This is a genomic window from Qiania dongpingensis (assembly GCF_014337195.1).
In the GTDB taxonomy this organism is placed as follows: Bacteria; Bacillota; Clostridia; order Lachnospirales; family Lachnospiraceae; genus Lientehia; species Lientehia dongpingensis.
On record NZ_CP060634.1, the window covers coordinates 1,701,071 to 1,723,724 of the forward strand.

At 51.3% G+C, this 22,654-nt stretch carries 22 protein-coding genes; 11 read left to right on the plus strand and 11 right to left on the minus strand.

The window, feature by feature from the left end; genetic code table 11:
• Positions 1-8: 8 nt before the first annotated feature.
• Positions 9-1,256 (minus strand): DUF58 domain-containing protein, encoded by a 1,248-nt coding sequence (locus tag H9Q78_RS07915; RefSeq protein ID WP_249300778.1) that lies wholly within the window; start codon positions 1,254-1,256, stop codon positions 9-11.
• A gap of 14 nt (positions 1,257-1,270) precedes the next feature.
• Positions 1,271-2,203, minus strand: coding sequence for an AAA family ATPase (locus H9Q78_RS07920; protein WP_249300780.1), 933 nt, complete (start codon positions 2,201-2,203; stop codon positions 1,271-1,273).
• 206 nt (positions 2,204-2,409) lie between these two features.
• On the opposite strand from H9Q78_RS07920, the gene H9Q78_RS07925 reads away from it, so the two are divergent.
• Positions 2,410-2,952 carry a methylated-DNA--[protein]-cysteine S-methyltransferase gene (locus H9Q78_RS07925; RefSeq protein WP_249300782.1) on the plus strand — a complete coding sequence of 181 codons (543 nt, stop codon included), beginning with the start codon at positions 2,410-2,412 and terminating at the stop codon, positions 2,950-2,952.
• A gap of 26 nt (positions 2,953-2,978) precedes the next feature.
• On the opposite strand, the gene H9Q78_RS07930 is transcribed toward H9Q78_RS07925, so the two are convergent.
• From H9Q78_RS07930 to H9Q78_RS07950, 5 genes are all read right to left on the minus strand, one after another.
• Positions 2,979-4,034 carry an NAD(P)-dependent alcohol dehydrogenase gene (locus H9Q78_RS07930; RefSeq protein ID WP_249300784.1) on the minus strand — a complete coding sequence of 352 codons (1,056 nt, stop codon included), beginning with the start codon at positions 4,032-4,034 and terminating at the stop codon, positions 2,979-2,981.
• 113 nt (positions 4,035-4,147) lie between these two features.
• Positions 4,148-6,439, minus strand: a complete 2,292-nt coding sequence (locus H9Q78_RS07935; RefSeq protein ID WP_249300786.1) for a hydratase — start codon at positions 6,437-6,439, stop codon at positions 4,148-4,150.
• A gap of 75 nt (positions 6,440-6,514) precedes the next feature.
• Positions 6,515-9,424: a sensor histidine kinase gene (locus tag H9Q78_RS07940; RefSeq protein WP_249300788.1), complete on the minus strand. Its 2,910-nt coding sequence runs from the start codon at positions 9,422-9,424 to the stop codon at positions 6,515-6,517.
• A gap of 29 nt (positions 9,425-9,453) precedes the next feature.
• Entirely contained in the window at positions 9,454-10,155 is a 702-nt protein-coding gene (locus H9Q78_RS07945) for a response regulator transcription factor (RefSeq protein ID WP_249300790.1), read from the minus strand.
• A gap of 138 nt (positions 10,156-10,293) precedes the next feature.
• Complete coding sequence (locus H9Q78_RS07950) at positions 10,294-10,983, minus strand: HAD family hydrolase (RefSeq protein ID WP_249304783.1); 690 nt, start codon at positions 10,981-10,983, stop codon at positions 10,294-10,296.
• A gap of 226 nt (positions 10,984-11,209) precedes the next feature.
• Between H9Q78_RS07950 and H9Q78_RS07955 the strand changes: the two genes are divergently transcribed.
• From H9Q78_RS07955 to H9Q78_RS08000, 10 genes are all read left to right on the plus strand, one after another.
• Entirely contained in the window at positions 11,210-11,521 is a 312-nt protein-coding gene (locus H9Q78_RS07955; protein WP_249300792.1) for a hypothetical protein, read from the plus strand.
• 6 nt (positions 11,522-11,527) lie between these two features.
• Positions 11,528-12,574: a V0D/AC39 family V-type ATPase subunit gene (locus tag H9Q78_RS07960; protein WP_249300794.1), complete on the plus strand. Its 1,047-nt coding sequence runs from the start codon at positions 11,528-11,530 to the stop codon at positions 12,572-12,574.
• A 16-nt stretch (positions 12,575-12,590) separates the two neighbouring features.
• Positions 12,591-14,537, plus strand: coding sequence for a V-type ATP synthase subunit I (locus H9Q78_RS07965; RefSeq protein ID WP_249300796.1), 1,947 nt, complete (start codon positions 12,591-12,593; stop codon positions 14,535-14,537).
• Between the two features lie 14 nt (positions 14,538-14,551).
• A complete protein-coding gene (locus H9Q78_RS07970; RefSeq protein ID WP_249300797.1) occupies positions 14,552-14,998 on the plus strand; it encodes an ATP synthase subunit C in 447 nt (148 codons plus the stop codon).
• Complete coding sequence (locus tag H9Q78_RS07975) at positions 14,998-15,306, plus strand: V-type ATP synthase subunit F (RefSeq protein ID WP_147597569.1); 309 nt, start codon at positions 14,998-15,000, stop codon at positions 15,304-15,306. The genes H9Q78_RS07970 and H9Q78_RS07975 overlap by 1 nt, the downstream gene beginning before the upstream one ends.
• Positions 15,307-15,321: 15 nt before the next feature.
• The gene (locus H9Q78_RS07980; protein ID WP_249300799.1) at positions 15,322-15,909 is read left to right on the plus strand and encodes a V-type ATP synthase subunit E; all 588 of its coding nucleotides are present in this window, start codon (positions 15,322-15,324) and stop codon (positions 15,907-15,909) included.
• Positions 15,902-17,668 (plus strand): V-type ATP synthase subunit A, encoded by a 1,767-nt coding sequence (locus tag H9Q78_RS07985; RefSeq protein WP_249300801.1) that lies wholly within the window; start codon positions 15,902-15,904, stop codon positions 17,666-17,668. The genes H9Q78_RS07980 and H9Q78_RS07985 overlap by 8 nt, the downstream gene beginning before the upstream one ends.
• A 13-nt stretch (positions 17,669-17,681) precedes the next feature.
• Positions 17,682-19,070, plus strand: a complete 1,389-nt coding sequence (locus tag H9Q78_RS07990; RefSeq protein WP_249300803.1) for a V-type ATP synthase subunit B — start codon at positions 17,682-17,684, stop codon at positions 19,068-19,070.
• A 4-nt stretch (positions 19,071-19,074) separates the two neighbouring features.
• Positions 19,075-19,719, plus strand: a complete 645-nt coding sequence (locus H9Q78_RS07995) for a V-type ATP synthase subunit D (protein ID WP_249300805.1) — start codon at positions 19,075-19,077, stop codon at positions 19,717-19,719.
• 485 nt (positions 19,720-20,204) lie between these two features.
• Positions 20,205-20,372 (plus strand): hypothetical protein, encoded by a 168-nt coding sequence (locus tag H9Q78_RS08000; protein WP_249300807.1) that lies wholly within the window; start codon positions 20,205-20,207, stop codon positions 20,370-20,372.
• Between the two features lie 260 nt (positions 20,373-20,632).
• On the opposite strand, the gene H9Q78_RS08005 is transcribed toward H9Q78_RS08000, so the two are convergent.
• Genes H9Q78_RS08005 through H9Q78_RS08020 form a run of 4 tightly spaced genes read right to left on the minus strand, consistent with a single transcriptional unit; the run spans position 20,633 to position 22,646 of the window.
• A complete protein-coding gene (locus H9Q78_RS08005; protein WP_249300809.1) occupies positions 20,633-20,833 on the minus strand; it encodes a transposon-encoded TnpW family protein in 201 nt (66 codons plus the stop codon).
• A gap of 58 nt (positions 20,834-20,891) precedes the next feature.
• A complete protein-coding gene (locus H9Q78_RS08010) occupies positions 20,892-21,728 on the minus strand; it encodes an ATP-binding protein (protein WP_249300810.1) in 837 nt (278 codons plus the stop codon).
• Complete coding sequence (locus H9Q78_RS08015) at positions 21,725-22,468, minus strand: phage replisome organizer N-terminal domain-containing protein (RefSeq protein WP_249300812.1); 744 nt, start codon at positions 22,466-22,468, stop codon at positions 21,725-21,727. Before H9Q78_RS08015 ends, H9Q78_RS08010 begins: the two co-directional genes overlap by 4 nt.
• Positions 22,461-22,646 (minus strand): hypothetical protein, encoded by a 186-nt coding sequence (locus tag H9Q78_RS08020; RefSeq protein ID WP_249300814.1) that lies wholly within the window; start codon positions 22,644-22,646, stop codon positions 22,461-22,463. The genes H9Q78_RS08015 and H9Q78_RS08020 overlap by 8 nt, the downstream gene beginning before the upstream one ends.
• Positions 22,647-22,654 lie beyond the last annotated feature (8 nt).

Below are 22,654 nucleotides of genomic sequence, written 5' to 3' on the forward strand. Positions count from 1 at the left end.
CCTGTAAATCAGATCTCAAAGCCCTTCATCCCCTCTGCCTGCCGTCCCTCTTTCAGAACTCTCCATTCCGCCCCCAGGCTCTCCGCCGCGGCTCTGCCCGCTTCTCCCGGTTCTTGGCCTTTTTCCCCTCTTCCAGATATTCTGTCGGTATCCCCCGTTTTTTTCATCTGAAAGATGCTGATGGAAGCAGCTTCTTTTTCTCCGCATAAAAAAACAGCCTCTTTTTCCGTAAGCCCTGTACAGAAATAAAGGATCCTGGATATATGTTCCTCTTCCAGACAGCCGGCTATCACATTCATGCTTTCAGCGCCTCTCCCCGATGAGAGGATTTCATGCAGCATCTGGTGAAACGCTTCTTCATCCTCTATTTTACGCACCAGGAATTGTCCTCCTGTCTCTGCTTCCTGCCACCATCCCACTCTGTGGCAGATTCCCTTTTCCATCAGGAACCAGGATACAGAAGCAGCCGTCTCCACCAGGCTGTCCGCCAGGCCTCCCCCATCTGCCGTCCCGGCTAGGTCGAGCGCCAGCAGTATCCGGCTGCTCACCGGCAGACTCCCTTCTTTCATCATCAGCTCATCTCGTTTGCTGGAAAGCTTCCAGTGAATCCTGGAAATCCGGTCTCCTTCCCGATACTCCCGGATATCAAAAAGCTCAGACGAATCGTCTCCCGGCTTTTCCGCTGAATATTCGTCACTCTCCCAATCCCAGGCCGGCTGATCCCGCAAATTCATCTGATAGGGCCGGATATCAGGCTTCACCGAAACCGCTGCGCATATCTCCGCGGCTTCCTTTATCGGAAACGCAAACAGCCAGAGATAATCGTATAGCTTTACCTGCCGGATTCTGCAGGTCAGATTTCCGCAGTATTCCGAAGAGACCGGAAAAGAAACGAGCTGTTTCTTTTTTTCCATGGCAAAAGCCAATGTTTTTGTTTCCTCCGTCCGCAGCAGCTCATTTTTCACCGACATCCTGACCCGGATGCGTTTTCCTCCCAGCCGTGAATTTCCGGTGAAATACATCCGGACAGCGAAGAGCTCCCGCTTTTTCACCGCATAGTTTCCGCTCCCTCCTTCTGCCCCCGCTTCCAGTCTCACTTGCACCCTGAGCCCAGAAAGGAGGGTCAGTACAAGCGATAAAACAGGCAGAAAACAAAAAAATAATAGAAGATAAAAGGAGAGATAATCCACAAAGAAGATATGAAAGGCCAGCAAACCAACCAAGATTAAACCATATTCCAAACGCTTAACGGCCATAGGTCCTCCTAATCCTAGATCAGTCTCGGAGCAGGCACTGTCTTAAGAATCTGTCCCAGAATCCCATGAGCCGTGGCGTTGTTCAGCCTGGCCTGGGGCCCCGTAACAAGGCGGTGCTCCAGCACATCGAAGAATACGGAGCGGACATCCGCCGGCACCACGTAATCACGCCCGGATATCCACGCCGACGCCCGGCTCATTTTAGCCAAAGCGATGGTCCCTCTGGGGCTGATGCCCGTCCTGACCATGACGTGGCTCCTGGTCGCCCCAGTCAGCCTGGCAATATATAGATAGATCTCATCCGCGATATAGACACTCTCCGCCTGCGCCTGCATCCGGAGTATCTCTGTTCCGGTCACAACCTGACAGACCTCCTCCAGCGGATTTCGCCCCTGTTTGGTCTTTAAAATAGTGACCTCCTCTTCCAGCGTCGGATATCCCATGGAAAGCCTCACCAAAAACCGGTCCATCTGTGATTCAGGAAGCAGCTGCGTCCCTGCCGAGCCAGCCGGGTTCTGTGTGGCGATCACCGTGTATGGCTTCGGTATTTCATGGGTCACGCCGTCTACCGTGACCTTTCCTTCCTCCATCGCCTCAAGAAGAGCGCTCTGTGCCTTGGAGCTGGTGCGGTTTATCTCATCCGCCAGAAATAGATTGCAGAGGGCCGGCCCCGGCTGATATTCCAGCCGTCCCGCCGCCTGGTTGTAAATCGTAAAACCCACTACGTCCGCGGGCATCACCTCCGGTGTAAACTGAATCCTTTTATACTCCAGATCCATGGCCCTGGAAAAAGCCAGAGCCATGGTCGTTTTGCCGACTCCGGGTCTGTCCTCCAGCAGAATATGACCTCCCGACAGGACTGCCATCAATACCTTTCCGATCACCACATCCTTGCCAATCACCGCTTTCTTTACCTCATTTATGATCGCCGCCGCTTTCTGATACATGGTCTATTCTCCTCGCACCGTACATACCTGTAATTTCTGTTCATGGTTTCCATTATATCGTACTGGAGCCGGCTCCAGTCAAGGGATATGACTCCAAAAATTCTTAATCCTTTCTGAATATCTCTGCGTTCCCGGAAAAAAGCTTGTGTTTCGTCCCCGCCGGGGCTATACTACAAAAAATGGGACTGTGTCATAAGGAGGGTATTATGTACTATTCGACAACGTATCCGTCTCCGGTGGGAGTGATCACTCTGGCATGTGACAATGATGGAAGCCACTTGGCCGGTTTGTGGATAGAGGGCCAAAAATATCACGGAGGCGCCATCCAAGCCATGGAGGAAGGGGACGGCATGCCGGTCTTTGAATCAGCCAAAAGATGGCTGGACCGATACTTTGCCGGCGAAGAACCGGTTATTTCTGAATTGCCGCTGGCCCCCGTCGGCAGTGAATTCCGCCAGGTCGTATGGAATATTTTATGTGAAATTCCGTATGGAGAAGTGGTCTCCTATGGGGAAATCGCAAGAAAGACGGCAGAAAAAATGGGCAAAAAAAGGATGTCCGGACAGGCGGTAGGCGGCGCGGTCGGACATAATCCAATCTCAATCATCATTCCCTGCCACCGGGTCGTTGGTTCAAACGGAAGCCTGACCGGATACGCCGGCGGCATCCAGACGAAAATAAAGCTGCTCCAGCTGGAAGGAGCAGATACCTCCCGCCTGTTTGTGCCCAAAAAAGGAACCGCTTTATAGAAAAGCGGTTCCTTACGTTTCTATATCTATATCAATACCACCGGTTTGATTAAATCTGCCGGTTTGTCCTTCATTAAAAGCAAGGCTTCCTCCAAATGTTCAAAACCTTGGAAATGATGGGTGAGCAGCCGGCTGGTATCCAGGCGTCCCGTTTCCAGAAGAGACGCCAGTTTCTCCATTCTGAGACGGCCTCCCGGCATCAGCCCGCCTGCGATGGTCTTATGGCCCATGCCCACTCCCCATTCTACTCTCGGGATCTTCACATATGCCCCGTCTCCAAGATAGTTGACGTTTCCGATCCGTCCGCCCGGCTTAAGGATAGCGACCGCCTGGGCAAAGGTGTCCACATCCCCTCCGGCGATCACAACCTTATCCACCCCTTTTCCGTTGGTCTTTTCCATAATCTGTTTCACGATGTCGCCTTCTCTGTAATTGATGATATCCGTCGCGCCGTATTCCTTCGCCGCCTGAATGCAGTTTTTCCTGGAGCCTACAGCGAGAAGATGAGAAGCTCCTCTTAAAGAAGCGCCGGCTACCGCCATGAGGCCCACAGGCCCGATGCCAATCACACAGACCGTGTCTCCATACTGAACATCTGCCAGCTCCACGCCGTGAAATCCGGTGGGCACCATGTCACAGAGCATTACTGCATCCTCCGCCTTTACTCCTTCCGGAAGGCGAGCCAAATTCGCATCCGCCTCATTCACATGAAAATATTCCGCGAAGACGCCGTCCTTAAAATTTGAAAACTTCCAGCCAGCCAGCATTCCTCCCGAATGCATGGAAAATCCGGCCTGAGCTTCCAGAGAGCCCCAATCCGGCGTAATGGCCGGCACGATCACCTTATCTCCCGCTTTAAAGTCCTTTACCATCCCGCCGGTCTCCACGACCTCTCCCACGGCTTCATGGCCCAGTATCATATCTGTCCGCTCCCCAATCGCGCCTTCCCAGACTGTGTGTATATCGGAAGTACACGGAGAAAGAGCGATAGGCTTTACGATGGCATCCAGCGGCCCGCATTCCGGCACATTCTTTGTTATCCATCCCGTCATCCCTATTCCCAGCATTGCATAACCTTTCATTTACATGCTCCTTTCCAGATTCTGTTTATTACTCTTAAATAGTTTGACCGGAAAAGAACAAATCATACAAAAAAGGATACGGGTATTGCCCGTATCCTCCATTTTGTTATCCTTTATTTCGATGCTCTGTAATAATTGATCAGACATCCGTCCAGGATGATCTGGCGTTCGTCGTCAGTCAGCTCGCCAAGCTTCAGTTCAAATTCTTTCATGCCTCTGCCTGTTATATAAGCCGTGACGCGGTCTTTTTTCTGCAGCACCGCTTCCCGGATGCCCGGCACAAAGATCCAGTCTCCGTTTTGGAAAGGCAGTCCCTCTCCCTCTATTAAGAACGGAAGCATCCCCCAGTTGATCAGATTGGAGCGATACCGCTTTGTCGCGTACCCGTTGGCAATATTCGCCCAGCCCCCCAGCACCTTCTGGCAGGACGCCGCCTGTTCTCTGGCGGATCCGTCCCCCGGCTTTACCGCAAAGATCGTGCTGCCGATTCCTGTATTATTCTGATCCGCTTCCTTAAATTCAGACCGGACCGCTTTCATGGCCTCTTTAACCTCCGCTGACGCTTCACAGGGATCCGCACCATTCATCCTGGCCTTTTCCGCCGCCTGTACCGCCTTAGCTCTGCCCACATACTCCGGATCCTTCCTGGATAATGTGAACTCCGCCAGTCCCAGGGGATTGGAACGATAAGAAGATGTCTCCCCGGAAGGAATCAGTTCATCGGTGGTCGTGACCGGATCATGAATCTCCGACACTACCTTCAGCAGGAGATTATCCGTCAGAGCCGCCATGGCGGGCCAGTCTTTGATATTCGGCCCAAACTGGATCTCTACAGAGGGGTCCGCGATTCCTTTGCTGTCAAATACCCGGTTCTCATAGATTTCTTTATCAAAAAAGTATTTGGGTTTTGAATAGTTTACATCCATGTCAGTCGCAGGCGTCAGACGGCCCTTATTGACGGCCGTTGCCGCGATGGAACGCGCGTCCATCAATGCCACCGACGCAATCTGTCCGCTCTGTAGCTTGGAGCCCTCGCGGTTGGGGAAATTCCTGGTGGAGTGGCGGATACTGAAGGCTTGATTGGCCGGAGTATCACCTGCTCCGAAGCAGGGTCCGCAGAATGCCGTCTTCATGACAGCGCCTGTCTGAAGGAGTCTGGCTGCCGCGCCGTTTTTGATCAGTTCCATATAGATCGGCATACTGGCCGGATATACGCTCAGCGTAAATGCGTCATTTCCAATGCTCGCACCGTCCAAAATGTCCGCCGCGTCGCAGATATTCTCAAATCCTCCGCCGGCACATCCGGCGATGATCCCCTGATCCACATAAAACTTCCCGTTCTTTACCTTATCCTTAAGCGTGAAGTCCACGGCGCCTCCCAGGCTCACCCTGGCCCTCTCTTCCACATCCGCCAGAACGTCAGTCAGATCGGCGTTTACCTCTTCAATGGTATACGTATTGCTGGGATGGAACGGCATGGCTATCATCGGCTTCACCGAACTGAGGTCCACCTTGACGATCCCGTCATAGTAGGCCACTTTCCCAGGCGCAAGTTCCTTAAACTCCTCAGAACGTCCGTGGATCTCATAAAACTCCTTGATCTTATCATCCGTTGTCCAAATGGAGGAAAGGCATGTGGTCTCAGTGGTCATGACATCCACGCCGATACGGAAATCAGCGCTCAGTCCCGCAACTCCGGGTCCTATAAATTCCATTACTTTATTGTTGACATATCCGTTGGCGAATACTGCCCCGATGATGGCCAACGCCACATCCTGAGGGCCCACTCCCTTTTCCGGCTTTCCTTCCAGATAAATGCCGATCACACCGGGCATATTGATATCATACGTTTTATCCAAAAGCTGTTTCACCAGCTCCGGACCGCCCTCCCCCATGGCCATGGTTCCCAGCGCCCCATATCGGGTATGGCTGTCGGAGCCCAGTATCATCCTGCCGCAGCCAGCGAGCATCTCTCTTGCAAATTGATGGATGACCGCCTGATGGGGAGGCACATATACCCCGCCATATTTTTTCGCGCAGGTCAGGCCAAACATGTGATCGTCTTCATTGATGGTCCCGCCCACAGCGCACAGGCTGTTGTGGCAGTTGGTAAGTACATACGGCACCGGAAATTTTTCCAGACCGCTGGCCCGCGCCGTCTGGATGATCCCTACAAATGTGATGTCGTGGGATGTCAGCTTATCAAATTTTATCTTTAATTTCTCCATACTGCCGGAGGTATTATGCGCTTCCAGAATCCCATATGCCATTGTATTCCGGACCGCCTCCTTTTTATCGGGGCATTTCCCCAGGCGGGCGCTCAGCCGTGCCGCACAGTTTATATCATCTTCAATCAGCTCCGTACCGTCAATGAGGTAGGCGCCGTGTTTCCATAAAGTAACCATGGTTCATCCTCCTTACTCGCTGTCTTTCTCCCCCATTATCACGGAATTTCCACTTCAAGTCAAGTGTAATCGTCTTCAGTGCCTGGTGAATTCCTCTTCTTTTAAAAGGCCGCTCTTTCGCAGTTCCTCCAACGCTTCCTTTACCAGCGCCTCTTCCGCCTCCTTTTCAGCTTCCGAACTTTTTCCTATCATTTCCTCCGGGATTTCAGCCGTCCCCGTCTCCTGGGACGGCGTGTCCTTAATCTGTTCATTTTCCTCTGTTTCTTCTTCCGGAAGGTTCTCTGCCTGTTTCTGGCTCCTTCCGCGAATCTTTCTTTTAAGCCTTAGCTTTCCCGCCTTTACTTCCGAACGAGCTCCTCCGGCGGCCTCTCCGTCCGCCCCACATTCATCGCCTGCTGCCGGAAGCTGATCCTCTTCCCCATCTTCTTCAGCCAGAACCTCTTCCTCCGGCTCCTCTTCTGAAATCTCAAACTGCACCGTCGCCTGGAACAGATCCCCGTTCAGGTAAATCTCAAAGATACCTCCCTGAACCTCTGTGAGGCTTTTGGCAATGGAAAGACCTAAACCGCTGCCTTCCGTGGTCCGGGACGCGTCCCCTCTTGTAAAACGTTCCGTGAGCTCCTCCGCAGTGATGTTCAGCGGCGACTCCGAAATGTTCTTTATCGTAAAGCAGGCAAAACCATCCTGCTCCTCAACGCTCACATATACTCTGGTATGGGGCATCGCATACTTCTTTGTATTCTGAAACAGATTCTCTAAAATCCTCCACAGTCTCCGCCCATCGGCAATCACATGGACAGAATGCTCTGGAAGCATGACAACAGGAATCAGCTCTCTCTCTTCAAACTTCTCGGAAAACTCTCCGCAGGCCTGCTTTACCAGCTCCACGAAGTTGATTCTCTCCATCTGCAGGCTGATATTTCCGGAGCTGGCCCTGGACGCTTCCACCAAATCCTCCGTGAGGTTCTTAAGTCTCTGGGATTTCTGCTCCAGCACTTCCAGGTACCGTTTCACCGTCTCATTCTCGATGTTCTCCCGTTTCATCAGATCCACATAATTGATTATGGAGGTCAGTGGCGTCTTAATGTCATGGGACACATTCGTGATCAGATCCGCCTTCATGCGCTCGCTCTGAACCGCAGTGCTCACCGCGTCCTGAAGTCCCGCCCCGATATGATTGATACAGTTCACCAGCTTCTTGTCGTCTGCGAACATTCCATCATCATCAATGACGTATTCCAGATCCCCGGCGGAAATCATCTCCACGCCTTCCAGAATCTTCTTTCTCTTTATCACCGCCCAGAGGATAATGCCGGCTGCCGTCAGCTGTACTCCCACGAACACGATGATTCCCAGCATATACAAAAACAAGGAGCCCCAGAACCGGTTGATCGTAATGAACATGCACAGCGGAATCGTTACAACCCAGTATACAAATATGACCGCCGCCGCTTTCCCGCTGGTCGGCCAGTTCCTCACCATGGCCATAATCCAGCTTCCCAGTTTCACGAACAATTTCCGGAGCAGGCTGTTTTTCCACAGCACTCCCGCTTTCAGCCTCTTTACCAGGCTGAAAAAGCCTATCAGCGCAATGATGGCGGAGACAATGACAGAAATCACCTGCATGACCGTATAGATCAGGCTGGAGGTAAAGAAATTTTTGGCAAAAAAGTCCGCCAGAAACGCACAAAGGACAATAAAGACAAGTATTCCGCCCAAGATCGTGACCGCGGCCGGTTCCGTGGCCCACCGGTCAAACTTATCCAACCAGATCTCATCATAGTCCTCTCTGTGGCCCACCGACGCCAGCAGATAAATAAACGCCAGTATGCTTCCCAGCATACCTATGACGATCGCCGGCAGAGACGCCATCAGGATAGGGCGGCACTGGCGGAATCCATCGGATATCTGTTTATATTCATCCTGTACAAGATACCGGGTATCCAGCCCTACGGTAAAGGATGCGCCGGAATCCACCCCTACCAGAGTCGACGCCATATCATCCAGATTCCAATATTTAATATCCGTTTTGGTAAAATTACTCCGGATTCTGTGAGTGCTGTTATCATAGGAAATATACTTTTCCAGTCCTCGGATGGTCTCTTCCCTCATGGAGGAATCATTTGTCTCCATAAGGCCGGAACTCGTTTCATATACGATATAGCGGAGGTTGGTCTCTTCTCCATCCAGGCGGTTTTTCAGATCATAATAATTGCCCAGAAGCTGCTCGCCCCTGTCATACAGGGACTGCAGGTCCACGGTTTCATTTACCTCCTTCTGCTGCATATAGTCATGAACCAGTTCGCACCTCTGCCCCTCATAGATCAGAATCTCCGCAGAGCTCACCAGCTCTACCCGAACCGGCCACGTACTTTGTTTATATTTATCTTCCCAGTTATTTTCTTTGATAATGGCTTCTTTTCCTTCATCGGAAATATCAAACCAGTCTCCGGGATCCGTTTCATAGGTCGTCCCATAAAGCTCTGCGAACTGGTTCAGATAATCGGACCGCTCTGCGCCAGACCAGGTATTCTCCTCCAGGTTCTGGTATCCGTCAGTTGTTTCCGAACCTTCCTCACCCACGGAATAGGAACGTATCTTCACCGATTCAGTGGCGCTGGCGCCGTTCCCTTCCAAAACCCGGTTGATCCTGTCCAGATCCTCCAGGCACAGATTATACTGGGTGCCATTAATGCTGACCACGTAAAGAGGCGCCGTCCGGTTGAGCTCATCCTCATCTCCAAACAGGCGCGCCAGAACCACATATTGAAAAATGGCTTCCGTATCGTCCAGAATCTTCCGCTCCAGGGTTTCTGTGTCTTCGAACCTGCCGTTTTTCAAAAGCTCTGTTTTGCTGTATAGAAAATTCCCGAAGTTATTCACATAGTAAAGGCCCAGGCCGCCGGCCAGCGTAATGCTTATGAATAAGATAAACAAAAACAATGCCCACACTTTCTTTTTCCGCGTATATTTCCTGATCTTCACGGCGGACCTCCTCCTGAATTTCCCGTCTGTTATAGCTTTTCTACTTTATATCCTACTCCCCATACTACCTTTAAATAGGTAGGGTTCTTCGGATTGATCTCTATTTTCTCCCTGATATGCCTGATATGCACGGCCACAGTATTGTCCACACCGATGGCCTCCTCGTTCCAGATATTCTCATAAATCTGCTCTATGGAGAACACCTTTCCGGCATTCATAACCAAAAAGCGGAGGATATTATATTCCATCGGGGTGAGTTTCACCGGCTCTCCGTCCAATGTCACTTCCTTTGTATCATCGTTGATGCAGAGTCCGCCCGTCTTATGGATGGTATCCCCGGCCTCCATGACCATAGTCCCCAGCTTTGTATAACGCCGGATATGGGACTTCACCCTGGCCACCAGCTCCAGGGGATTGAACGGCTTTGTGATATAATCGTCGGCGCCGATATTAAGGCCCAGGATCTTATCCACATCCTCCGATTTCGCCGACAGGATGATGATCGGCACGCTGCTTGTCTCCCGGACCTTAAGCGTCGCCCGGATACCGTCCAGCTTCGGCATCATCACGTCGATCAAAAGCAGCTCGACTTTATTTTCGGACAGCAGGCGTATAGCTTCCTCACCGTCATAGGCTTTCAGCACCCGGTACCCTTCTTGTCTCAGATAAATATCTATCGCTTCCACTATTTCCCTGTCGTCATCGCACACCAATACAGTCGTTTCATCCATTTCATACTCCTCCTGTTTTTTTATCCGTCTTTTTCTTTATCTGTCTGTTTCCGCCGGATATCCGTAAAACCCCGCGCCATAAAACTCCATATCTTAATCATCATAGCAGGATAATCCAAATATCCGCAGGAGATTTTCTTAATTTTTCCTAAATAATCCTTGTACGGCTTTGTGGATGTCCTCTGCTGTCCGGGCAATATAAACGGCTCCGTTCTCATGAAGTTCTTCATATCCGCGAAATCCCCAGGTCACTCCGACGGTATCCATGGACGCATTCTTTCCTGTCTGGATATCCGTTTTCGAGTCCCCTATATAGAGTACGTCACCGGGAGCCAGTCCCATGATCCCGCAGAGTTCCAGGGCCGAAGCCGGGTCCGGCTTCTTCGGCACACCCTTCCGTTCTCCAAAAACACCGGCAAAAGGAATCCGCGCAAAAAACTTCTGAATGAGCTTTTCCGTATAATCGGTACGTTTATTGGAGTTGACCGCCACCTGAACGCCCTCCGATACCAGACAGTCAAGAAGCCTGTCGATCCCTTCGTAAGGCCTGCTCTTTTCCAGATACTTTCTGTCATACGCTTCCAGAAATCTGCTCAGCATCTCATCGATGACGGCGTCCTCTGCCCTCACCTCTTCCGGCACGCTGTTCTCCATCAGATTCCGAAAGCCCCTTCCCACCTTCAGGCGGTAAGCCTCTGCCGGCCAGACAGGGTATCCCATCCCGGCAAGCGCCTCATTGACACTGTCCGCCAAATCGTCTAACGTATTGATAAGGGTCCCGTCCAGATCAAAAATGACCCCTTTATAGTATCTCCCATTTTGTCCCATTTCTTCCACCTTATGCCTTTCCTCTGCAGCATGTCTCAGTCTTCCAGAATATTATAGCATATTCTGTTTTCTTTCACTACCGAGATTTCTACGGGGCTCTTGTGTGATTATACAAAATTGCGTCCCGCCTGCAATGCATTTTTCGCCGATATTACTATGGTATTTTTCAGTGCCCGGTGCCATAATAGATGCAAACTGATTCTCCATGCAGCAAAGGAGGGAAACTATGAATCCAATATTAACCAAAATCGCGGATATCGAAGCGGCAGCCTCCGCCATATTGGAAGAAGCCGCTAAAAAAAAGGCGGCTTACGCAGGAACGATGAAGCAGAAGGCCGATGAATTTGACCGGAATACAGACATCCGTACCAAAGATATCCTGGAGAAAAAGCGGGCGGAATTTAATGCCCAGACAGAGGCTGACGTAAGGGCCCTGGAAGAGCAGACTAAAAAACATATTACAAATCTCCGTGAATCCTACCGGGAGCATCACGAAGCTTATGTAAGACAAATCATCACCAATATGATCAAGGAGTGATTTTGCATGGGAAACCTATTTGCCTACAGCGGCATCACCACCAAGATACGGGCCATGCAAAGCAGACTTCTGAAAAAGGAAGATTATCAGGATCTATGCAGCCTCCGGAGCGTTTATGAGGCCGACGCCTATCTGCGCCGGTGTCCCACCTATGAAAAACTGTTCATCAGCGTGGGTACCGAGGACCTGCACCGGACAGAGCTGGAAGGACTTCTCCGTTATTCTCTGTATGAGGATTATGGAAAACTCTATGGCTTCTCCAACCTGAGGCAGAGGAAGTTTCTGGACCTGTACTTCCTGAATTATGAAATCTCCGCGCTGAAGACCTGTCTCCGGTCCGTAATCTCCGACACACATTTATTCTACGACGTATCTCTGTTCAAGCCCTTCTTTGACAAACATTCCAAGTTCGACATCGAAGCGGCCGCCCACGCCAATTCCATGGCTGATTTTCTTTCCTGCCTGAAGGATTCCGAATATTACAAGGTATTTTCGGAAGTGGAACGCACAGGGAACGCAACTCTGTTCGACTATGAGAATCATCTGGATTTATACTATTTCCGCAAGTCCTGGAGCAACCTTAAGAAATACCTGAAATCCGATGAGCAGAAAGAAGTGCTGCTCTCCTTCGGCAGCCGCCTGGATATGCTGAATATCCAATGGATCTACCGCTCCAAGAAATATTACAGTTTGAGCAGCGCAGAGGTCTATGGGCTTCTGATTCCCATCACCTACAAGCTGAGGACAGAACAGCTGAAAGCGCTTGTGGACGCGGAGAGTTTGGATCTGTTCTTTTCGGCCCTCCGGGAAACAAGATATAAGACCATGGAAGAATATTGGGCCCGGGACAACATATCATTGGAAGACAGCTTCCGTCTGATCCTGGACAAAATCTACAAACGCCAGAGCCAGAAGGATCCTTATTCCATTGCCACTTTAAACGCTTATCTCTATAATAAGGAACAGGAAGTGGAGAACATAACTACCGCCATTGAAGGCATCCGGTATCATCTGGATCCTGATATCATACTACAGCAAATCAATCAACTTTAAGGAGGGGCACACAGAAATGATAGAAAAAATGAAATTTCTGAGTATCACCGGCCCGAAAGAGCAGATTGACCGGGTGACAGAACAGTATCTGTCAAAATATGAAATGCACCTGGAAAACGCCCTCTCGGAGCTGAAAACGGTAAAAGAGCTGACTCCTTTCATTGAACCCAATCCTTACAAGAGCCTGCGCGACAAGGCGCACGCCCTGCTCCTGGAGATTCCGGGAAAAGAAACCGCTGCTACAGTCTCCCTGTCCAGGGAAAAGGCTGTCTGCATCATTGAGAATCTGGATGCAGAGGCTTCTTCCATCCGGGACCGGAAGATCCAGCTGGAAAATGAGGGAAAGGACCTGAGAGCCCAATACGAAACGGTCCTTCCTTTCCGCGGATTGGATTTCAATATCGAGGACATCTTAAAGTTCAGCTTCACCAAGTTCCGCTTCGGCCGGTTTGCAATGGCCGATTACCGCACGTTCAAGCAGTTTGTCTACGACGACCTGGATACGATTTTCTATCCCTGCTACAGCGACAGCGCGTATGTATGGGGTATTTTCTTTGTACCTCAGTCAGAATTCGACAAGATCGACACCATTTATTCTTCTCTCCATTTTGAAAGCACCTTCCTGTCCGAAAAATACACCGGTACTCCTCAGGAGATCTGTTCGGACTATGAACGCCTGATAAAAGAAAATGAAGAGAAGGTGGCCGCCTGCAAAAAGGAATTGGCCGCTCTCCTGGATTCTCATCGCCAAGAGCTGATCTCCGCAAAGGAAAAAATGGATTCCCTGATCTCCACCTTTGATATTCGGAAGATGGCGGCATGTACCAGGGCCGGCCACAACATGTTCTTCATCCTCTGCGGATGGATGACGAATAAAGACGCTCTGGCTTTTCTGAAGGAAGTCCGGGAGCATGATCCGGATCTCTACTGTGTCCTGGAGGATGAACAGCCTAAGGAGAGTGAGCATTTCCGAACTCCTCCCACGAAGCTTAAGAATCCAAAACTGTTCCGTCCCTTTGAGATGTTTATCCGGATGTACGGCATGCCTGCCTACAATGAATTTGACCCCACCGTCTTTGTGGCTCTGACCTATGCGTTCATATTCGGGGCCATGTTCGGAGATGCGGGCCAGGGTCTCTGCCTGATTATCGGCGGCTTCCTGATCTACCGCTTTAAAAAGTCCAACCTGGCCGCCGTCATTTCAATAGCCGGTATCTTTTCCACCATATTCGGTGTCCTGTACGGCAGCTTCTTTGGATTTGAAAATGTCATAAAGCCTCTTTGGCTGACACCCATGAAAGCTACCATGACTCTCCCTGTGGTGGGGAACCTGAATGTAGTCCTTGTGGTCAGCGTCGCGCTGGGCATGGGCCTCATCCTGGTCTCCATGCTGTTCAACATCTATAATGGCATCAAATCCCGCGACATTGGTAAGATCGTCTTTGACACCAACGGCGTTCTGGGGATCATTTTCTACGGCTCCGCCGTAGCGACCATTGTCCTTTACATGAGCGGCCATGCGCTGCCCGCGACCATCATCCTGATGATCGCCTTCATTGTTCCGCTTATCCTTCTTTTGTTCAAGGAGCCCATCATAAATCTCCTGGAGCGGAAAAAGGAAACGCTTCCCGGAGGCCCGGTCATGTACCTGGTGCAGTCCATATTTGAACTATTTGAAGTAGTGTTAAGTTATCTCACCAACACTATTTCCTTTGTACGTATCGGAGCGTTTGCCCTGAGCCACGCGGGGATGATGCAGGTAGTGCTGATGCTGGCAGGCGCAGAAAACGGCGGAAGCCCCAACTGGCCTGTGGTCGTCATCGGCAATATTTTCGTGGCCGGCATGGAAGGCCTGATCGTAGGCATCCACGTACTCCGTCTGGAGTATTATGAAATGTTCAGCAGATATTTCTCAGGCTCCGGCCGGGAATTTAAACCTTTTAAGACGATTACCAACAAATAAGGAGGACCTTTGTCATGACTATGATTACAAAAATTCTTTTGATCGCAGCACTTGTGCTCAGCATCATTCTTCCCTTCGGCGTATATCTCATGGGTGAAAAAAGAAAGGGACGTTTCAAGAAATCTCTGGCTTTCAACGTATTTTTCTTCTTCGGCACCCTGGTGATCGCTGATATCATGCTGTTTGGCGGCAGCGCAGAGGCAGCCGGCGCCGCTTCCGAGACAGCCGCCGCCGCTTCCAGCTCCGCCGCGGGCCTCGGTTACGTAGCCGCCGCCCTTTCCACCGGCCTTTCCTGTATCGGCGCCGGCATCGCTGTAGCATCCGCTGCCAGCGCGGCTCTTGGAGCTATCAGCGAAGATTCCTCCGTCCTCGGCAAATCCCTCATCTTCGTCGCACTGGCAGAAGGTGTTGCTCTGTACGGCCTGATCGTATCCATCATGATCCTTGGTAAATTAGGCTGATGAAACTATTTTTGATCAGTGACAACATTGACACTCTGACCGGCATGAGGCTGGCCGGAATCGAGGGCGTCGTTGTCCATGAAAAACAGGAATTTAAGGATGCCCTTGATAAAGTCAGGGCCGATAAGGATATAGGGATTGTCCTGCTGACCGAATATTTCGGCAGAAGGTTTCCGGAGATCGTAGACGATCTGAAGCTGTCGGCTAAAATCCCTCTCTTTGAGGAGATTCCCGACCGCCACGGCACCGGGCGAAGTCCTGATTTTATCACTTCCTATGTAAATGAAGCCATCGGATTAAAGCTATAAAGAGGGGTGAACGACTTGACGACGGAAGAAAAGCTACAACAGTTCAGAAACCGCTCCATGGAGGATGCCCGTGCCCGCGGGAACGCCATTTTCCATGATTACGCGGATGCTTTAGACAAAATATATGAAGAGCACGTTGCAGACGTAGGCGTCCAGACGGAAGCCCAGATCAGGACGGAGACGGAACAGCTCAAACGGGAAGCCAACAAACAATTGTTCCAGGCACAGATGGATATCAAGAGGGAACTGAGCCAGGTGGAGGCCGACCTGAGGGCCCAGCTCTTCTCGGAGGTTTCCGGAGCGCTGGAACGATTTATGGATACCAAAGAATACGAAGATTTCCTGATCCGGAGGATAAACCGCGCCAAAAAATATGCCGGTGACCAGAATCTGATCGTCTATATCGATCCGGCCGATTCCCATAGGAGCCGCGCCCTGGAGGCCGCCACCGGCGTGCATCTGACCATGAGCCAGGAGCTCTTTGGGGGCGGAATCCGCGCAGTCCTGCCGGATCGCCGTATACTGCTTGATTACTCCTTCAAGACCTTATTGGAAAAAGAAAAGGAGAATTTCTCATTTGAAGGAGGGATAAGCCATGAATAAGACCGGCACCATCCATGGAATTAACGGCCCGGTTATTTATCTGAAGGGCAGCCCCGGATTTGCCATGTCTGAGATGGTATATGTGGGGAAAGAACGTCTGGTGGGTGAAGTCATACGTCTCACTTCCGACACCACGACCATCCAGGTCTTTGAGGAGACCACTGGTCTGCGTCCCGGCGAACTGGTGGAAGGCTCCGGCGCTTCTTTGTCCGTCACCCTGGCACCCGGAATCCTGAACAACATCTTTGACGGCATCGAACGGCCTCTCGGCCAGATCGCCAAACGCTCCGGCGCTTATATCGGCCGCGGCGTCAGCGTAGACGCCCTGGACACAGAAAAGCTCTGGGATGCTCACATCACAGTAAAGGAGGGAGAACAGGTATACGGCGGCACCATAATCGCCGAGGTACCGGAAACCCCTTCCATCGTCCACAAGGTCATGGTGCCTCCGGATGTTTCCGGCCAGGTCATCTCCGCAGCGCCGGACGGACGTTATACGATCAATGATGTCCTGGTTACTCTTAACTGCCCTGACGGCACTCAGAAGAAGCTGACCATGACCCAGAAATGGCCCATCCGGGTCCCCCGCCCTACGGCGAAGCGCTATCCTTGTACCATGCCGCTTGTAACAGGCCAGAGGATCCTGGACACTCTGTTTCCCATCGCCAAGGGCGGTACGGCAGCAATACCTGGAGGCTTCGGTACCGGAAAGACCATGACCCAGCACCAGATCGCGAAATGGTCTGACGCAAATATCATCATCTACATTGGATGCGGGGAACGTGGAAATGAGATGACCCAGGTCCTGGAAGATTTTTCAAAGCTGACAGACCCCAAGACGGGCCAGCCCCTGATGGCCAGGACCGCCTTGATCGCCAACACTTCCAACATGCCTGTTGCCGCCCGTGAAGCAAGCATCTATACTGGTGTGACATTGGCAGAATACTACCGGGATATGGGATATCATGTGGCCATCATGGCCGATTCCACTTCCCGCTGGGCGGAGGCTCTCCGAGAGCTGTCCGGCCGATTGGAGGAAATGCCGGCTGAGGAAGGTTTTCCGGCTTACCTGGCTTCCCGGCTGTCTGCCTTTTATGAACGGGCCGGCATCATGCAGACTCTGAATGGAAATGAGGGGTCCGTTTCCATCATAGGCGCTGTCTCTCCCCAGGGCGGCGATTTCTCCGAGCCTGTCACGCAGAATACCAAGCGGTTCGTCCGCTGCTTCTGGGGTCTGGATAAATCACTTGCTTACGCGAGACATTTTCCTGCCATCCACTGGCTGACCAGCTACAGTGAGTATATGTCCGACCTGAGCGCCTGGTACACCAAGAACGTGGACAAAAACTTTATTAATTACCGAAATCAGATTGTTTCCCTTTTAAACCAGGAAAGCAGTCTTATGGAAATCGTTAAGCTGATCGGAAGCGACGTTCTTCCAGACGATCAGAAGCTGGTCATGGAGATCTCGCGGGTCATCCGTCTTGGATTTCTCCAGCAGAACGCGTTCCACCAAGAGGACACATGTGTCCCTCTGCAAAAGCAGTTTAAAATGATGGAAACCATTTTGTACCTGTATTCCCGGTGCAAATCTCTGATTTCCATGAACATGCCGGTTTCCATTCTGAAAACCGAAGACATCTTTGAAAAAATAATTGCCATCAAATATGATGTGCCCAACGACAAGCTTGATCTGTTCGATGATTACAAGAAAGCCATCGACCAGTTCTATGACCGTATCATGGAAAAGAACGCATAAGGAGGCAGAGGATATGTCAATTGAATATTTAGGTTTAAGTGAGATCAATGGCCCCCTGGTCGTTCTGGAGGGCGTAGAAGACGCTTCCTTTGAAGAGATCGTAGAGATTACCGTAAACGGAAAGGATAAGAAGATCGGACGTATCATCGAACTTTACGGAGACAAGGCCATCATCCAGGTTTTTGAAGGCATGGAAAACGTATCCCTGAACAATACTCACACGATGCTGACCGGCCATCCCATGGAAATCGGACTCTCCCCTAAGATGCTCGGCCGTACCTTTAATGGGATTGGAAAACCCGTGGACGGGCTGGAAGAAATCCACAGCGATCTGAGAAGAAATGTGAACGGTCTTCCTCTGAATCCTGTCACCCGTGAATACCCCAGGAACTATATCCGGACTGGTATTTCGGCAATTGACTGCCTGACTACCTTGATCCGCGGCCAGAAGCTGCCTATATTTTCAGGAAACGGCCTCCCTCACGACAGGCTGGCGGCTCAGATTGTAAGGCAGGCTTCCCTGGGTGAAGGCTCTGACGAAAACTTTGCCATTGTCTTCGCAGCCATGGGCGTCACTCATGACGTGTCCCAGTTCTTCACCAGGACCTTTGAGGAGAGCGGCGTTTCAGATCATGTGGTAACGTTCCTAAATCTGGCGAATGATCCAGTAGTAGAGCGTCTCATCACTCCCAAGGTGGCCCTTACCACTGCGGAATACTTAGCATTTGAACTGAATATGCACATCCTGGTCATTCTCACGGATATGACTTCCTATGCGGAAGCGCTCCGGGAGGTCTCCTCATCCAAGGGTGAGATTCCTTCCAGAAAGGGATTTCCTGGATATCTGTACAGCGATCTGGCATCCATTTATGAAAGAGCCGGAATTGTGGCCGGCGTGGACGGCTCCGTCACCCAAATTCCGATTCTTACGATGCCGAACGACGATATCACCCATCCGATTCCCGACTTGACCGGATACATCACTGAGGGGCAGATCGTATTGGACCGTTATCTCCATGGGCAGTCGGTCTATCCTCCCATCAGTGTGCTTCCGTCCCTGTCCCGTCTGATGAAGGATGGAATCGGCGCAGGCTACACTCGCGAGGACCATCAGGATCTTGCCAACCAGCTTTTTTCTGCTTACGCCAAGGTATCTGACGCCAGGGCTCTGGCGTCCGTGATCGGCGAGGACGAATTATCACCTATTGATAAAAAGTATCTGGAATTCGGGCGTCAGTTTGAAGGGCAGTTTGTAGGACAGGGAGAAGAAGAGAACCGGACCATTGAGGAAACTTTAGATCTGGGGTGGGAGCTTCTCCGCATCTTACCGAAGGCGGAGCTGGACCGCGTAGATACCAAGCTCCTGGATAAGTATTACGATCTTCATCAAGACGGCAGGTGATTTTATGGATCTGAATACATGTGCAACAAAAGGCAACCTGATCATCATAAAGAATTCTCTGGCCCTGTCCAAGCAGGGCTATGAGCTGATGGACAAAAAAAGAAATATTTTGATCCGTGAACTGATGCAGCTCATTGAAAAAGCCAGTTCCATTCAAAGCGAGATAGATAAGACCTTTACGGAGGCCTATGCTTCTCTGCAGCGCGCCATCCTGGAAATGGGTATGAACCGGGTCCGGGAAGCCAGCGCCGCGATTCCCCTGGAGAACTCTGTCCGGGTGAAGACCCGGAGCATCATGGGTACGGAGATTCCTCTTGTAGAATTCGAAAAACGGTCACCTTCCCTCGCTTATTCCTTCCACAGCACCAACCAGTTCCTGGACGATGCCAGGATGCAGTTTGAAAAAGTGAAGGAGCTGACCCTCCGCCTGACCACTGTAGAAAACTCCGCATACCGGCTATCCTTTAACATTAAAAAGACCCAGAAACGGGCAAATGCCCTGAAAAATATCACCATACCCAAATATGAGGCTCTGGTCCACAACATCCAGAATGCTCTGGAGGAAAAAGAGCGTGAAGAGTTCACCCGTCTGAAGGTGATCAAACGTCAGGCGGATAAAAAGAAAAGCTCCGCGTCAAGCGGCGCTTAACTTAATAAATGATTCATTTTGTGCTTATTTATACAGTCATCATCCCATCAGGACAATCCACACAAAAGCCAAAGTCTTTGCAATCATACCTTTAAATACCTTTCAAACAAGTTTTCTTAATCTGGCTTACAAGGCAAGAGGAAATCCGATTCCATCCAGGCGGCTCGCTGGCAGCCGTAACCAGGATCTTTACGGCCTCCAGTCGGTCCTTTCCAATTGACATGGATAAATTGATATTTTTCCATGTCAGATTCCAATAAAAACCTGCATGAAATTCGGTTTTTACCTCCCTGCGGCCGGGAAGATCCTGCTAACGCCTTTGCGGCACTCGCCTTACGATGAAATCGGATCCTTCCTCTCGCTCTTTCTTCCGCACCGAAATAAGCGTTCATTTGTTTTGAAAGTCATCGGGGCGGTCCACCGCAGCCCGCTGCCATTAGGCGCGCGGGCGTGTGGATATCCAATCTTTTTCTGGAATCTAAGGAATGAAATTCATCCAATGTGGTGCGGCAGGCAGGGCGCCGGCAGAAAAATTTCGGGCCGGCCTAAAGGTGAGCGCTGCAGGGCAGAGGCCGGAGTTCCCCAGGCGGAGGGAGGCAGAAACGAAAAATACCGATTCCGTTTCTGAGCGAACAGGAGACAGGAAATCATAAAGATTTCCTGCCGACATGTGAGCGGTACTCCCGGAGAGGGGATAAAGCGGCCCCTGCATCGCCAGCGAGCCGAAATCGTGACGGTCCGAAACTTCTGCCGGTGTCTTGGTAAAGACCCTTAAGGAATGATTCCAAAAAGTATTTGGCTGTATACCCAGAAACGACTTGTCAAGGACTTTTTCATCATGTTTACAAATCGTTCATACATTGGGGCAGTAAGAGGGCCGGGAAACTGAAACAGGTTCCCGGCCCTCTGGCGCTCACATTTGCTGAATCTCATTTTTGAGCATACGCTTGATTTTGTCGCTCATGGTTTCGTGGCTGGTGGTGCTGAAATGGATTCTCACCTTGTAGGTGGTCTTGCCGATTTTCTTCACAAGCGCAAACGGTTCAGCCTCCGGCGCGGTGATGGGGGCCGCGCTCTCGGTTGCGGTGGTGATGTTGGTCTGTTCGTTGCTCATAGGCGCTCCTTTCTCGAAAGCGGCTCCGCCAGTAGCGGGCCGTGTCGGTGGGTCAAAATTATTCGTTGAGAAGCCTCGCGGCCTCGGTCTTGTTGGCGGCGGCGTTGTCCTTGCGGTAGTTCTTGCCGGAAAAGCAGACCGGCGTACAGCGTTCCAGAACGCGGTCATAGATTCGGGCATGGGCTAAGTCCCCCGGTGCTTGCAGCTCTGCAAGCGGTAAATTGGTGGTGATGATGAGCGGGAGACGGCTCAAATACCGGCTGTAAACGACGTTGTAAACCTGTTCCAGCGCGTATTCTGAATTGCGCTCAATGCCTAAATCGTCGATGATAAGCAGGCTGAAATGGTTGAAGCTGGCAAGGTATTTGTTCCTGTCCTCGCTGAACATGCCCGATAAGCTGTTAAGGATTTTTGAGAAGTTCGTCATAAGGACGGGGACACTCTGCTCGGTGAGGGCATGGGCGATACAGGCGGCGGCAAAGGTCTTGCCGGTTCCCACGCCGCCCCACAAGAGAAGCCCCTGCCCGCGCTCTTTCATTTCCGGCCAATGCTCCACATAGCGGCGGGCGTACTTCATGGCCGGGTTCTGGCCGTCGTCCCGGTCAAAGGTATAGGCGAAAAGCGCCTTGTCTTGTAGGCCGTTGGCTTTCAGCCGGTGGATTTTGGCAAGCCGTTCCTGCTCCTGCCTTGCGGCCTCCTGTGCCTTTAGGCGTTCCTGCTCACACTGACAGAGGCAGGGCAAAAGCCGCTCCGTCCCGAAAAGCGTCACGCGGCATTGCTTGGGTGTGTGGCACTTGCCGCAGATTAACAGGCCGGTGGCCGGGTCGGTGGTGTCCTCCGGCTCCCGCGTGGCTGACGGTATGTTGTCAATCATTCTTTCCAGCTCATCCCTCATAAGCTCTCGCCCTCCTTGTAGGTGTAGGCGGGCAAGCCGCCGCCCTTTTTGCCGTCCTCTGCGGCCCAACGCCGGATAGTGGCGGCATGGCTCTTGTAGGTCTTGCCGGTGGATTCCATGTAGGCCGACAGCTTTTCGACGTAGCTTTCCCAGACGGTGGGAAACTCCGCTTGCAGCTCGGCAAGCTCGATATCGGTCAATCTGACATTCTCATAGCGGCCAAAGGCGCGGGCGCGTTCTCCCTCTCTATTCTCTGTACTCTTATCTCTAATCTCTTTATCTCTATACTCTAATATAGACGGACATTTGTCCACCTCGCCATTGGGTGGACAAATGTCCACCGCCCCGCCCGGAAGCAGTTTTTTCCGTTCCAGCCGTGAACGCTCTTTCTTTTTCCGCTCCCCCTCGGTGGAGGATTGGCCGATTAAAAGTTGCATATCGGCCATATAGAAAGCCCCGTCCGTCAGCACTTCCACAAGGCCAAACTCGATAAACACCTTGAGCGCCCGTTCCACTGTCCCCACCTGATGGCGGGTGAAAGTGGCTATGGTCTGCGGCGTGTGGGGTAAACGCTCGTTCAGCATGAGAACGCCGTTGCTTTTGAGCGCCATTAAGTACATCTTCAGCAGCAGATTGGAGTAGAGAAGCCCGTCCTGCATACTTTCCAGAATTACCATTGTTTCGCTGTTGTAAAAGCTCTCCTTGAGCTTGAGATAGTAATATCGTCTGTTTTCAGTCATCGCTTTTACGTTCCTTTCCCCGCTTGGAAAAGTAGTGCGGGCAATCCACGACAACGGCGCGGAAACTCTGCTTGCAGTCGCGGCGGCACTTGCGGCACAGCGGATTGTAAGTCATGCGGTTACGGTCATTGAGGAAAAATCCCCATTCCTGCTTGCGCTTTTTGCTCATTCTCGGCATGGTGCGAC